Source organism: Streptomyces fuscichromogenes (assembly GCF_014645815.1).
GTDB classification, from domain to species: domain Bacteria; phylum Actinomycetota; class Actinomycetes; order Streptomycetales; family Streptomycetaceae; genus Streptomyces; species Streptomyces fuscichromogenes.
Genome location: NZ_BMML01000002.1, coordinates 578,598 through 592,552, shown reverse-complemented (window position 1 = coordinate 592,552; position 13,955 = coordinate 578,598). Strand labels below are relative to the sequence as shown.

At 71.4% G+C, this 13,955-nt stretch carries 8 protein-coding genes; 4 read left to right on the top strand and 4 right to left on the bottom strand.

All coding sequences use genetic code 11. The features are described 5' to 3' along the window. Positions 1-119 precede the first annotated feature (119 nt). Positions 120-1,280 carry a lactate 2-monooxygenase gene (locus IEZ11_RS06390; RefSeq protein WP_189261580.1) on the bottom strand — a complete coding sequence of 387 codons (1,161 nt, stop codon included), beginning with the start codon at positions 1,278-1,280 and terminating at the stop codon, positions 120-122. A 255-nt stretch (positions 1,281-1,535) separates the two neighbouring features. Between IEZ11_RS06390 and IEZ11_RS06385 the strand changes: the two genes are divergently transcribed. Next, positions 1,536-2,273 carry a rhomboid family intramembrane serine protease gene (locus IEZ11_RS06385; protein ID WP_189261579.1) on the top strand — a complete coding sequence of 246 codons (738 nt, stop codon included), beginning with the start codon at positions 1,536-1,538 and terminating at the stop codon, positions 2,271-2,273. A 324-nt stretch (positions 2,274-2,597) separates the two neighbouring features. Here IEZ11_RS06385 and IEZ11_RS06380 read toward each other — a convergent pair whose 3' ends face one another. The 3 genes from IEZ11_RS06380 to IEZ11_RS06370 all read right to left on the bottom strand — a co-directional run bounded on the left by IEZ11_RS06380 (position 2,598) and on the right by IEZ11_RS06370 (position 7,515). Continuing rightward, positions 2,598-2,819 carry a hypothetical protein gene (locus tag IEZ11_RS06380; protein ID WP_189261578.1) on the bottom strand — a complete coding sequence of 74 codons (222 nt, stop codon included), beginning with the start codon at positions 2,817-2,819 and terminating at the stop codon, positions 2,598-2,600. 315 nt (positions 2,820-3,134) lie between these two features. Then, positions 3,135-5,855, bottom strand: a complete 2,721-nt coding sequence (gene ppdK / locus IEZ11_RS06375) for a pyruvate, phosphate dikinase (RefSeq protein ID WP_189261577.1) — start codon at positions 5,853-5,855, stop codon at positions 3,135-3,137. A 439-nt stretch (positions 5,856-6,294) separates the two neighbouring features. Then, a complete protein-coding gene (locus IEZ11_RS06370) occupies positions 6,295-7,515 on the bottom strand; it encodes an ROK family transcriptional regulator (protein WP_189261576.1) in 1,221 nt (406 codons plus the stop codon). Positions 7,516-7,635: 120 nt separating this feature from the next. Here IEZ11_RS06370 and IEZ11_RS06365 point away from each other — a divergent pair, with 120 nt between their 5' ends. From IEZ11_RS06365 to IEZ11_RS06355, 3 genes are all read left to right on the top strand, one after another. Further along, positions 7,636-9,144, top strand: a complete 1,509-nt coding sequence (locus tag IEZ11_RS06365) for an MGH1-like glycoside hydrolase domain-containing protein (protein ID WP_189261575.1) — start codon at positions 7,636-7,638, stop codon at positions 9,142-9,144. Between the two features lie 63 nt (positions 9,145-9,207). Next, positions 9,208-11,145: an amylo-alpha-1,6-glucosidase gene (locus tag IEZ11_RS06360; protein WP_189261574.1), complete on the top strand. Its 1,938-nt coding sequence runs from the start codon at positions 9,208-9,210 to the stop codon at positions 11,143-11,145. 1,214 nt (positions 11,146-12,359) lie between these two features. Continuing rightward, complete coding sequence (locus tag IEZ11_RS06355) at positions 12,360-13,928, top strand: sulfatase-like hydrolase/transferase (protein ID WP_308426460.1); 1,569 nt, start codon at positions 12,360-12,362, stop codon at positions 13,926-13,928. Positions 13,929-13,955: the final 27 nt, after the last annotated feature.

Below are 13,955 nucleotides of genomic sequence, written 5' to 3'. Positions count from 1 at the left end.
GGGCGTGCTGTACATGCTCTGTCGATCCTGTTCAGCCGAGAGGCCGACGAGACTCCGCCGAGTCCCGGCCGGCACCGGCCGACAGCACGACCGGGCTGGTCACGGCACGACCGGGCTGGTCACAGCACCCGGCGCAGCGCCTCCGGGGTGAGGTCGGCGAGCGTCGGGTAGCCGTCCACGGCCATGATCAGGTCGGTCTCGGCGAGCAGCGCCCGCAGGACGTGGACGAGTCCGGGTTCACCGCCGTGGGCGAGGCCGTACGCGTAGGGACGGCCGACGCCCACGGCGGTGGCGCCCAGTGCGACCGCCTTGACGATGTCGGCGCCCGTCCGGACACCGGAGTCGAACAGGACGGGCAGGCCGTCGGCGGCCTCGACCACCCCCGGCAGCGCGTCGAGGGCGGGCAGGCCGCCGTTGGCCTGGCGGCCGCCGTGGTTGGAGCAGTAGACGCCGTCCACGCCGGCGTCCCTGGCGCGCCGGACGTCCTCGGGGTGGCAGACGCCCTTGAGGATCAGCGGCAGGTCGGTGAGCGACCGCAGCCAGGGCAGGTCGTCCCAGGTGAGCGGGTTGCCGAAGATCCCCGCCCAGAGCGCGACGACGGCCTGCGGGTCGTCCTGCGGGTTCTTGCCGAGACGGGCCCGGAAGACCGGGTCGCTGGTGTAGTTGGCCAGGCAGTTCCCGCGCAGCTGCGGGAAGTTGCTGACGCTCAGGTCGCGCGGCCGCCAGCCGGTGATCCAGGTGTCCAGGGTGACCACGATCCCCTTGAACCCGGCCCTCTCGGCCCGGTGCACCAGGCTCTCGGCCAGTTCGCGGTCGGTGGGGGTGTAGAGCTGGAAGAAGCCGGGCGTGTCGCCGAACTCGCCGGCCACCTGCTCCAGCGGGTCGACGGTCAGCGTGGAGGCGACCATCGGTACGCCGGTACGGGCGGCGGCCCGCGCGACGGCGAGGTCACCGTGACCGTCCTGCGCGCACAGCCCGATCACCCCGACCGGCGCCATGAACAGCGGCGAGGGCAGCCGCAGTCCGAACAGGTCGACGGACAGGTCCCGTCGCGTGGCGCCCACCAGCATGCGCGGCACCAGCCCCCAGTGCTCGAACGCGCTGACATTGGCCCGCTGCGTCCGCTCGTCGCCTGCACCGCCCGCGACGTACGAGCGCACCGAAGGGGCCATCGCGGCCTGGGCCAGCGGCTCCAGATCGTCGTACGACATCGGGAAGCGCGGCACCACTCCGCCGAGCCCGTCGAGGTAGATCTCGTTCTGGTAGTCGGCGAACGCCATGACCCGGCCCTTCCTCACGACTGCGCCCGCGGGGTACGGGCCCCTCGAAGTACACCAGGGGGAGAGTGGCGTACACCGGCTTCGGGACGCAGGGTGCCGGCTCGTACGAAGGCGGACGCAGGATACCCGCCCCGAGCCCCGGCACCGCGGACCGGGTCGTCACCCCGCGCCGGGACAAGCCCCTGGGCCGCCTCCCGGGCTGCCGTAGAGTGCGCCGTGGTGGGGAAGCGACATCCGTTCGAGGGGGAGCCTGCCATGGACGCGCCGCACAGGATCCGGGCCGGTCTGGCACCGGCGAGTCCCGAGCAGATGATCGCGGAGGCGCGGAAGGCGTTCTTCGTGATGTTCGGCCTGCTCGCGGTCGTCTGGCTCGTGCAGCTCGCCAACTGGGCCGACCACTACGCCCTCTCGCGGGACTACGCGGTGGTCTCCGGCGACGTCGCCACCCTGCCCGACGTCCTGGCCGCGCCGCTGCTGCACTGGAGCTGGGCGCACATCGAGAGCAACTCGGGCCCGCTGTTCGTCTTCGGATTCCTCGCCGCCTACCGGGGCGTGCTGCGGTTCCTCGGACTGACCCTGCTGATCGCGCTGAGCAGCGGCCTGGTGGTCTGGTTCTTCGAGCGCGACGACGTGGCGACGGTCGGCGCCAGCGGCCTGATCTTCGGATACTTCGGCTACGTGGTCGTGCGGGGACTCTTCGACCGGCACCTGATCGACACGCTGGTCGGGATCGTCATGGGCGCGTCCTTCGCCTACCTCCTCACCGTGGCCGTGCCCGGCACACCGGGGGTGAGCTGGCTGGGCCATCTGGGCGGGCTGCTGGGGGGCCTGGTCGGAGCGTGGCTCCTGCGGGACCGGCGCGCGCGGCCGGGCACCGCCGCCGGCGTCACCGGCGGCACCGCTGCGGCCACGACCGACGGCGCTCCGCGGACCCTCCCGGGCTCCCCCCGCTCCGACCTCTACCAGGAGCTCGACGACCTCGGCCTGCTCTGACAGCCGACCGGGGCCGCGCACCACTCCTCTACCACCACACCGCGGACCTGCCGCGGGTGGCCGTCGAAGCCACCGCTAGGCGGCCTTGGACCGCCCCGCACGCATGCCCGGGGCGGGCTCCTGAGCATCCTCCGACCAGAGGATCTCGTCTTCTCCGAAGTCCGGGGCCTGGAAGGGGTCCGTCGTCGGGGGCGGCGACACCGCGGTGGAACGGCGGGGTTGCCCTTCCAGGGCGGAGAACAGCGAGGTCGAGTCGATGAGAGTTCTGCCTTTCGTCACAGGCCCCCGACGGGGCCTGGTGTGCCGTGACCGGGCACAGCGGTTCTAGAGCTTGGTCATCTTGGCGTACGGGCTCAGGATCCGCATCTGCGTTGAGCCGAAATCCACGAGCGCCGCGATTCCGTCCTCGATGCCGATGACCCGGCCGAGACCGTACACGTCATGTGTGACCTGATCGCCCATCGCGAAGTGCTTGGGAGCCGGGGGGACCGGGGCTTTGAAGGGGCTGGTGGGCAGATGACGCTTCGATGCCGCGGGCTTAGTCATGACTCAGTATGAGCCCACGTTGCACCCCGTCGGCTGTGGCCGTCGGCACAGATCTGCCGGCAAACATCAGTGCCACGCCCCTGACCTGGCATTTCGAGACCGGACAAAGCCCAGACAACTGACACGGTTGTGTCACGAACCCCAGCTGACAACAGCGGGCCACCGGGCGATCACCCACGGTACCCGCGAACGACGCACGAAGGGGCGGCACCCCCGCACAGGGTGCCGCCCCTCTTCTTGCGTGCCGGGGCCGCCGGCCGTCGGTTTCGAGGGTCGGGGACGGACGGCGGGCCCGGGGTCCGGAGGTGGTGTGGCTCAGCGGTGGTCGCTGCCGGTGGACTGGGTCGCCGCGCGGCCCGCTTCCAGGCGGGCCACCGGGATCCGGAACGGGCTGCAGGAGACGTAGTCCAGGCCTACCTCGTGGAAGAAGTGGACCGACTCCGGGTCGCCGCCGTGCTCGCCGCAGACGCCCAGTTTCAGGTCCGGGCGGGTGGCGCGGCCGGCCTTCGCCGCCGCCGCGACCAGGGAGCCGACGCCGTCCCGGTCGATCGTCTCGAAGGGGGAGACGCCGAAGATGCCCCGCTCCAGGTAGGCGGTGAAGAAGGAGGCTTCGACGTCGTCGCGGCTGAAGCCCCAGACCGTCTGGGTCAGGTCGTTCGTGCCGAACGAGAAGAACTCGGCCGCTTCCGCGATCTGACCGGCCGTCAGGGCCGCCCGCGGGAGTTCGATCATCGTGCCGATGGAGAGCTTGAGATTCGTGCCCGTCGCCGCTTCCACCTCCGCGATGACCTGGTCGGCCTCCTCGCGGACGATCTCCAGCTCCTGGACCGTGCCGACCAGCGGGATCATGATCTCGGCGCGCGGGTCGCCCTTGGCGTTCCTGCGTTCGGCGGCGGCCTCGGCGATCGCGCGGACCTGCATGGTGAACAGGCCGGGGATGACCAGGCCGAGGCGTACCCCGCGCAGGCCCAGCATCGGGTTCTGCTCGTGCAGCCGGTGGACGGCCTGGAGGAGGCGGAGTTCGTTCTCGTGGGGTTCCTGGCGGGATTCCGCGAGGGCCACGCGGACGGAGAGTTCCGTGATGTCCGGGAGGAACTCGTGCAGCGGGGGGTCGAGGAGGCGGACCGTGACCGGGAGGCCGTCCATCGCCGAGAAGAGTTCGACGAAGTCCTTCTTCTGGAGCGGGAGAAGGGCCCGCAGGGACTCCTCCCGGTCTTCCTCGGTGTCCGCCAGGATCAGGCGTTCCACCAGTTCGCGGCGGTCGCCGAGGAACATGTGCTCGGTGCGGCACAGTCCGATGCCCTGGGCGCCGAACCGGCGGGCGCGCAGGGCGTCCTCGGCGTTGTCGGCGTTGGCGCGCACCCGCAGGCGGCGCTTGCGGTCCGCGAAGGCCATGATGCGGTGGACGGCCTCGACCAGTTCGCCGGCGTCCTGGGCGCCCGCGTGCATCCGGCCCTCGAAGTACTCGACGACCGGGGACGGTACGACCGGGACCTCGCCCAGGTAGACCTTGCCGGAGGAGCCGTCGATGGAGATGACGTCGCCCTCCTCGACGACGTGGCCGCCGGGGACGGTCATCCGGCGGCGCTTGGTGTCGACCTCCAGGTCCTCGGCGCCGCAGACACAGGTCTTGCCCATGCCGCGGGCGACGACGGCCGCGTGGGAGGTCTTGCCGCCGCGGGAGGTGAGGATGCCCTCGGCGGCGATCATGCCGTCCAGGTCGTCGGGGTTCGTCTCGCGGCGGACCAGGATGACCTTCTCGCCGGAGCGGGACCACTTCACCGCGGTGTACGAGTCGAAGACCGCCTTGCCGACCGCCGCGCCCGGCGAGGCCGCGATGCCGCGGCCGACGGGCTGGGCCTTCGCCTGCTCGTCGAAGCGGGGGAACATCAGCTGGGCGAGCTGGGCGCCGGTCACGCGCTGGAGCGCCTCGGTCTCGTCGATCAGGCCCTGGTCCACCAGCTGGGTCGCGATCCGGAAGGCGGCGCCCGCCGTGCGCTTGCCGACGCGGGTCTGGAGCATCCACAGCTGACCGCGCTCGATGGTGAACTCGATGTCGCAGAGGTCCTTGTAGTGGTTCTCCAGCGTCTCCATGATCTGCATCAGCTGGTCGTACGACTTCTTGTCGATGTTCTCCAGCTCGGCCAGCGGGACCGTGTTGCGGATGCCCGCGACCACGTCCTCGCCCTGGGCGTTCTGGAGGTAGTCGCCGTAGACGCCCTGGTGGCCGGAGGCGGGGTCGCGGGTGAAGGCGACACCGGTGCCGGAGTCGGGGCCGAGGTTGCCGAAGACCATCGAGCAGACGTTGACCGCGGTACCGAGGTCGCCGGGGATGCGCTCCTGGCGGCGGTAGAGCTTGGCCCGGTCGGTGTTCCAGGACTCGAAGACCGCCTTGATGGCGAGGTCCATCTGCTCGCGCGGGTCCTGCGGGAAGTCCCGGCCGGCCTCGGCCTTGACGATCCTCTTGAACCTGGTGACCAGCTTCTTGAGGTCGGCGGCCTCCAGGTCGGTGTCGACGGTGACCTTCTTGGCCTCCTTCGCCGCGTCCAGGGCCTCCTCGAAGAGGTCGCCGTCGACGCCGAGGACCGTCTTGCCGAACATCTGGATGAGGCGGCGGTAGGAGTCCCAGGCGAAGCGGTCGTCCCCGGCCTGCTTGGCGAGGCCCTGCACGGACTTGTCGGAGAGGCCGATGTTCAGGACCGTGTCCATCATGCCGGGCATGGAGAACTTGGCGCCGGAGCGGACCGAGACCAGGAGCGGGTCGTCGGCCTGGCCGAGCTTCTTGCCCATCCGCTCTTCGAGGGCGTCGAGGTGCGCACTGACCTCGTCACGCAGTGCCACCGGCTCCGCGCCGCTGTCGAGGTAGACCTTGCAGGCTTCCGTCGTGATCGTGAAGCCAGGGGGAACGGGGAGCCCCAGGTTGGTCATCTCGGCGAGGTTCGCGCCCTTGCCACCCAGGAGGTCCTTGAGGTCCTTGTTTCCCTCGGTGAAGTCGTAAACGAACTTCGCTGCATGGAGATCTTTGTTTTCCGACACGGGTCTCGACTCCCTCGAGGACTCGGTGGCTGCCCTGACGGCCAGGAACATACCCAGATCGAAGGCGCCTGGGTACGTCTACTTGCGTGTCATGCGCCCGTAACCAGTCGTCCGCCACCGGATCGAAAGTCAAAGCTTGGCAAGCGAAGACCGGGCCATGTTTTCACCTCTTGAACGCAGGACCGCTCAACACCACACCTTTCCGCTCAGATGAGCGGGCATCCTGCACGTTTGATTTCGATCGATGAACGATCAAGGGGTGGCACCCAGTGCCACCCCTTGGAGAAGTGCAGTCGCCCATGATCCGCTCATCTGAGCGCAACCCTTATCAAGGGTGGCGAGAATCACGCTGCCACAGACCGCCCGGGTTCACCATGCGGACGCGGGGACGGACACCAGAACCCGTTGGAAACGCGCCGGTCACACGCCCGGCGGCCGGTCAGACCCCCAGCGCCAGCAACCGCTCCTCCGCCCGCTGCGGCGCGTACAGGTGCTCCACGACCAGCGCGCCCGCCCCGATCAGCCCGGCCCGCTCCCCCAGCCGCGACGTCACGACGTCCAGATGAGCGGTGGAGCGGGGCAGCGCCCGCTGGTAGAGCAGTTCGCGGACGCCGGTGAGGAACGGAGTGCCCGCCAGGTCGCCCGCGATCATCAGGACGCCCGGGTTGAGCAGGGTCACGACCGTGGCCAGCACGTCCCCGACCATGCGGCCGGCCTCCCGGGCCAGGGCGGCCGCCTGCGGATGCCCCGAGGCGAGCAGGTCGCGCACGTCCGACCCGGACGCCGCCGGCACCCCGGCCTCCGCCAGTCGCCGGGCCACGGCGCCACCGCTGGCGACGGCGGCGAGGCAGCCGTACGAACCGCACCGGCACTGCGCCTCCGCGCCCACCCGGATATGGCCGATGTCCCCGGCGCCGCCGTCCACGCCCCGGTAGATCGAGCCGTCCACCACGACCCCGGCGCCTATACCCGTCGAGACCTTCACCAGGACGAACGCCGAACAGTCCGGGTACCCGGTGCGCTGCTCGCCGTACGCCAGCAGGTTCGCGTCGTTGTCCACCAGGACCGGGACGGCCGGCGCGCCCGTGTGCTCGGTGAACGCCCTGGCCAGCCGGCCCCTTATGTCGTAGCCGTCCCAGCCCGGCATGATCGGCGGCTGCACCACCCGGCCGGTCTCCGAGTCGACCGGGCCCGGCACCGCGAGGCCGATCCCGCACACCTCCGTCGCGCGGTGGCCCGCCTTCTCCAGCAACTCGGCGAACCAGTGGCCGAGTTCGCCGAGCACGGCCTCCGGTCCGTCCTGGATGACCAGGGTGCCGGAGTGCTCGGCGAGGAGTTCGCCGGTGAGCGAGAGCACGGCCGCGCGGGCGTGCCGGGTCTCCAGGTCGGCGGCGAGGACGACGGCGTGCGAGTCGTCGAATTCGAGGGTGATGGAGGGGCGGCCGCCCAGCGGGGACTCGACCGGGCCGCCGGCGCCCTCGCGCAGCCAGCCCGCGCGGAACAGGCGGTCCAGGCGGTGGCCGACGGTCGCGCGGGAGAGTCCGGTGGCCTGCTGGAGCGCTCCGCGGGTCACGGCCCGCCCGTTGCGCACCAGTTCGAGCAGATCGCCGGCGCTCGCCTGTCCGCCGCCCTTGCCGGTCCTCCCGGGACGTCCGGTCATGCGCACCCCCTTGTGTTTCTCAAGCTTGCATTACATATTGAGTTTTGCGTGTTAAATAGACGTAACCCTACGGTAGCCACTGCCGAACCCGGCCGGCCGAACGTCTTCGGGGAGTCCCGAGTGGATCGCACTGCCCAGCTCACCACCCCTGCGCTCGATCGCGGTATTGCATACGATCCGCCGTCCGTCCGCGCCGCCGGAACCGGCACCGCCGCGCCCACGGGAGCGGGCGCGAGGCGGTCCCTGCACGTCAGAGCCGCACAGGTGCTCGAAGACAACTGGACCGGCAGCTCCACCGTGCCCTCCCGGAGCCTGTATCCGCACCAGTGGTCGTGGGACTCGGCGTTCATCGCGATCGGCCTCAGGCACCTCTCGCCGCTGCGCGCGCAGACGGAGCTGGAGACGCTGCTGGCCGCCCAGTGGGGCGACGGGCGGATCCCGCACATCGTGTTCAACCCCTCCGTGCCCCTCGACGCGTACTTCCCGAGCCCCGACTTCTGGCGCTCCTCGACCGCGGGGCGCGCTGCGGGCGCCCCGCGCACCGTACAGACCTCCGGGATCGTGCAGCCACCGGTGCACGCGCTGGCGGCCTGGCTGGTGCATCTCGCCGACCCGGGCCTGTCCCGGGCCCGCGGCTTCCTGGCCGGTGCCTACCCACGGCTCGCCGCCTGGCACCGCTATCTGCTGCACCGGCGCGACCTGGGCGGCGGCGGGCTGGCCTCCGTCGTCCACCCCTGGGAGCAGGGCATGGACAACAGCCCGTGCTGGGACGCCCCGCTGGCCCGGGTCACCCCGGCGCCCGCGCGCTCCTTCCGCCGGGCCGACCTGGACCACGGCGCCGCCGAGGACCGGCCGACCGACCTGGACTACGGGCGGTACGTGCGGCTGGCGGCCGACTACCGCGACGCCGGATACGCGGACCGGACCAGGGACTTCGCCGTCGAGGACCCCGCGTTCAACGCGCTGCTGATCGCCTCCGAGCACGCCCTCGCCCGGATCGCCGCGGAGCTGGGCGCGACCGGCACGGCCCGGCACACGCGGGCGGAGCGGCTGACGGCGGCGCTGGTGGACCGGCTGTGGGACCCGGAGCGGGAGATCTTCCTCTGCCGGGACCTGCGGGGCGGCGAGGGCGACGAGAGCGGCAAGGGCGGCAAGGGCGGCGGACGTGACAGGGGAGGCCGGCTGATCCCCGAGCGCGGGGTCTCCGGGCTGGTCCCGCTGCTCCTGCCCGAGCTGCCGCGGGAGATCGCCGCCGCGCTCGTCCGCACCCTGGACGGCCCGCACTTCGGCACCGGCACCCGCCTGGTGCCCAGTTACGACCTGCTCGGCGAGGCCTTCGACCCGCACCGCTACTGGCGCGGGCCGGCCTGGTTCAACACCGGCTGGCTGCTGGAGCGGGGGCTGCGCGAGCACGGCGAGGTGGACCGGGCGGACGCACTCGCCGAGGCGGTCGTACGGACCGCCGACGCGAGCGAATTCGCCGAGTACGTCGACCCGTTCACCGGGGCGGCGTGCGGTGCGACCGGGTTCGGCTGGACGGCGGCGCTCGCGCTGGATCTGCACCACCGGCAAAGCGCGACACCGCGCGAAGCACCACACAACGAACGTCAAAACCTGGACAAGAGCTGACAAAACGCGGTGTCCTGGGCGGATACCGCACGTTCGACCTGAGGACGAAGGAGGGGACCGGGAATGACGGACCGGCATCATCTGCTCGTGCGCGGCGCGACGTTCGCGGCCGTGGACGACCGTGGCGACATCAGCGGCGTGAGGGGCGGCGGTTCCCCGGACGGGTTATTCGTACGGGACGCCCGGCACCTCAGCCGCTGGCAGCTGACGGTCGACGGGGCACTGCCCGAGGTGCTCACACCGGTCACCGACGGGGACGGCGCGCACTGCGTGCTGGTCCCGCGCGGCGGCCGCCAGGAACCGCCCGCGCACACGCTCTTCCGTGAACAGGCCGTCGGCGACAACTCGTTCGCCGAGTCCCTGCGGGTCACCAGCAACCGCCCGGTGCCGACCACGATCCGGCTCGCGATCACCGCCGACGCCGACTTCACCGACCAGTTCGAACTCCGCGCCGACCACCGCACGTACACCAAGTCCGGCGCCGTCCGCTCCCGCCATGTCCTCGACGACGGGCTGGAGTTCGGCTACCGCCGGGGCGAGTGGCGGTCCTGTACGACGATCACCGCCGAACCCGCCCCCGACGGCGTGGAGGAGACCGGGACCGGCGCCCGGCGGATGGTGTGGACGCTGGAACTCGAACCGCACGGCACCGTCGAGCTGCTGGTCCGGGTGATGGCGCGGCCGCACGGCGACCGGCGGGCGCTGCGGGTGCCCCGCGACCCGGCCGCGCTGAACGAACAACTCCTCGCGCTGGAGGGCGAGTTCGTGGAGGGCGTGGCCTTCCCGACGGGCTGGCCGGAGCTGGCGGCGGCCTGCGCCCGCGGTCTCTCCGACCTCGCCACCCTCCAGGTGCCGGCCACCGGCCCGGACGGCGAGGAGCTCAAGGTCCCAGCGGCCGGGGCCCCTTGGTTCCTCACCCTGCTCGGCCGCGACGCCCTCCTCACCTCCCTCTTCGCCCTCCCCTACCGCCCGCACCTGGCCGCCGCCACCCTGCCCGCGCTCGCCGCCACCCAGGCCACCGAGACCGGCGCGCACTCCGTGGCCCAGCCCGGGAAGATCGTCCACGAGGTACGGCACGGCGAGCTGGCCCACTTCGGGCAGGTGCCGTACGGGCGTTACTACGGATCGGTCGACGCGACACCGCTGTTCCTGATCCTGCTCGGCGCGTATGCGGAGCAGACCGGGGACACGGCACTCGCCCGGCGCCTCGAACGCAATGCGCGGGCGGCCGTCGGCTGGATGCTCGACCACGGCGGACTGACCTCGCGCGGCTACCTCGTCTACCGCGCGGACAAGGGCGGCCTCGCCAACCAGAACTGGAAGGACTCCCCCGGCGCGATCTGCTCCGCCGACGGCAGCAGGCCGATGGGGACCGTGATGGCGGCGGGGGCACAGGGGTACGCGTACGACGCGCTGCGCCGGACGGCGTGGCTGGCGCGGACGGTGTGGGCCGACGAGACGTACGCGGCCCTCCTCGAACAGGCCGCCGGTGATCTGCGGGACCGGTTCCAGCAGGACTTCTGGATGCGGGACGCGGCCTTCCCCGCGCTGGCCCTGGACGGGGAGGGGCGGCAGGTCGACGCGCTCGCCTCGGACGCCGGGCATCTGCTGTGGTCCGGGCTGCTGGACAAGGAGTACGGGGAAGTGGTCGGGCGGCGGCTGCTGGAGCCGGACTTCTTCTCGGGGTGGGGGGTGCGGACGCTGGCCGCGGGGCAGGCGGCGTACCACCCGCTGTCGTACCACCGCGGGTCGGTGTGGCCGCACGACAACGCGCTGATCGCGCTGGGGCTGGCGCGGTACGGGCTGCACGACGAGGCGCGGGCGGTGGCGCACGGGCTGGTGGACGCGGCGACGGCGGGCGGCCACCGGTTGCCGGAGGTGCTGGCCGGGTACGGCAGGGACTCGCATCCGGAGCCGGTGCCGTATCCGCACGCGTGCGTACGGGAATCGCGGTCGGCGGCGGCGCCACTGGCGTTGTTGACCGCGGTGGGGGGTGCGTAGGGTTGCGTTCCGGCCGCGGGTCGGTGGCGGTTCCCCGCGCACCTTCGGGGCGTCGGCTTGGGACGCAGGTTGGTATCGGTTTGCCCGGTGTTTGCCGAAGGCCCTGAACAGGGGCCTTGTGTGAGCCGTACGGAAAGTTGTCGGGTCCAGGCATCCCCCAGCGTCGACCCGCAGTTTCCGTTTCACGGGTCTCGCATGGAAGGACCTTCGGGTTGCCTCAGCACACGAGCACACGCCAGTCATCCAGTACGGACGGGGAGACCGAGGCTGAGGAGACCGAGAAGGCCTCGGAGAGCAAGGCGGTTTCCGGCGAGGCCGGCCAGACTGCCGTCGCCGACGAGGGCCCGGCCGCACCGAAGGAAGCGGCCGGGGCGGACGAGGCCGCCGGCACCGAGGAAACGACCGTCCCTCGGCAACCGACCGCCGCCGACTCGGAGCCGGGGGCCGAACCGGGAGCGGAAGCCGCGGCGGGAGCGGAAGCCGCGGCGGAGGTGGGACCCGAGTCTGAGCCGGGAGCCGAGGCTCAGTCTGAGGCGATAGCCGAGCCTGAGGCGGAGACCGACCCCAAGGCGATAGCCGAGGCCGAGTCTGAGGCGATAGCCGAGCCCGAAGCGGAAACCGGGCCCAAGGCGATAGCCAAGTCCCCGGCCGAAGCCGAGGCTCAGGCGGAAGCCGAGGCCGACACTGCGTCGGCCACCGAGGACAAGACCAGCACCACGTCGGCTTCTGGAGCCGAGGCCGAGGCCGCGTCGGCCACCGAGGACAAGACCGGCACCACGTCGGCCCCCGCAGCCAAGGGCGACACCGCGTCGGCCACCGAGGACAAGACCGGCACCGCACCGACCTCCGCAGCCGAAGGCGACACCACGTCGGCTGCCGAGGACAAGACCGGCACCACGTCGGCCCCCGCAGCCCAGAGCGACCCCGGACCGGCTTCCGAAGGCGGGGCCGGCACCGCCTCGGCTTCCGCAGCCGAGGCCGGCACCCCGTCAACCTCCGAGGGCGAGGCCGACCCCGCACCGACCTCCGAAGCCGACCCCGCGTCGGCCCCCGAAGCCGAAGGCAACCCCGCACCGGCCCCCGGAGCCGAAGGCGACCCCGCTCGGCGGCGTGGGATCTGGCGGCGCTGGCGCAGGGCGCACCCCGCCGCGGCTCGTGTGCTCTCCATCGCGCTCACCACGCTCTCCGCCGTTCTCGTCTACGCCTGTCTGCTGATGCCGAACACGCTCAGCGGGCTGAAGGCGGTCACGTTCGTGCGGATCCCGGCCGAGGCGATCATGGGCGCGGTGGTGCTGCTGAGCCTGCCGCGGCGGGCCCGGCTGGTGCTGTCGGCGCTGGCGGGCGCGGTGGTCGGGGCGCTGACCGTCATCGACTTCTTCAACATGGGCTTCGTCGACTACCTGGGCCGGCCCTTCAACATCATCCTGGACTGGTCGCTGCTGCCCGACGCCCGCAGCTACCTGAAGGACACCCTGGGCGGGACCGCCGAGCTGGGGATCACCGCGGGTGCGGTGCTGCTGATCTTCCTGCTGATCGGGCTGGTCGCGCTGGCCACCGTACGGGTCGCCAACGAGCTCGCCCGGGTCCGGACGCGTGCCACCCGGACCACCCTGATCATCGGTGTCGTCTGGATCACCTGCAGCGCCCTCGGACTGCAGATCGCCGGGTCGCCGCTCGCCGCGCAGAAGGCGACCGCCGCGCTGAAGACGCAGGTGCGGTCCGTCCGGGAGACGCTGAAGGACGAGGCGGACTTCCGCAAGGTGGCCAAGGTGGACGCCTTCGGGAACACCCCGGGCAGCCAGCTGGTGCCGGCCCTGCGCGGCAAGGACGTCGTCTTCACGTTCATCGAGAGCTACGGCCGCAGTGCGATCGAGGACCCGATCGAGGCGCCCGGGGTCGACAAGACGCTCGACGCGCAGACCGCGATGCTGAAGAAGGCCGGTTACGCCGCGAAGAGCGGCTGGCTGACGTCGGCGACGTACGGCGGCAGCAGCTGGCTCGGCCACTCCACGACGATGTCGGGGCTGTGGGTGAGCAACCAGCAGCGCTACCGCACGGTCATGGCCAGCGACCACCTGAGCCTGACCAAGGCCTTCAAGAAGACCGGTGACTTCGACACCGTCGGTGTGATGCCGGGCATCCAGAAGGGCTGGCCCGAGCAGAGCTTCTACGGCCTCGACAAGGTCTACAACGCCTTCCAGCTCGGCTACAAGGGACCGAAGTTCAGCTGGTCGACGATGCCCGACCAGTACGCGCTCGAACAGTTCCAGGAGCGGGTGCACAGCAAGAAGCCGGCCGACGGCAAGTCCCGGATGTCGTTCCTGATCCTGACCTCCAGCCACCAGCCGTGGGCGCCGATCCCGAAGATGGTGCCGTGGGACCAGCTGGGCGACGGTTCGATCTTCGACGCCATCCAGAAGGCCGGCAACAAGGCGTCCGACGTCATCGCGGACACCACCAAGTCCCGCCAGGAGTACGGCAAGTCGGTGCAGTACACGGTGACCGCGCTCACCCAGTGGCTGCAGCGCTACGGCAACGACAACACGGTGCTGGTCTTCCTCGGCGACCACCAGCCGATCGCCCGGGTCAGCGGCAACCACGCCAGCCGTGACGTGCCGATCTCGATCGTCGCCAAGGACCCGAAGGTGCTTGACGCGATCAACTCCTGGAACTGGACCGACGGTCTGCGCCCGGCGCACGACGCGCCGGTGTGGAAGATGAGCTCGTTCCGCGACAGGTTCCTGACGGCGTACGGCTCGACCCCGCACCCGAAGACGAACTGAGCGCTCACCGGAAAGGCCCCGAAGGCG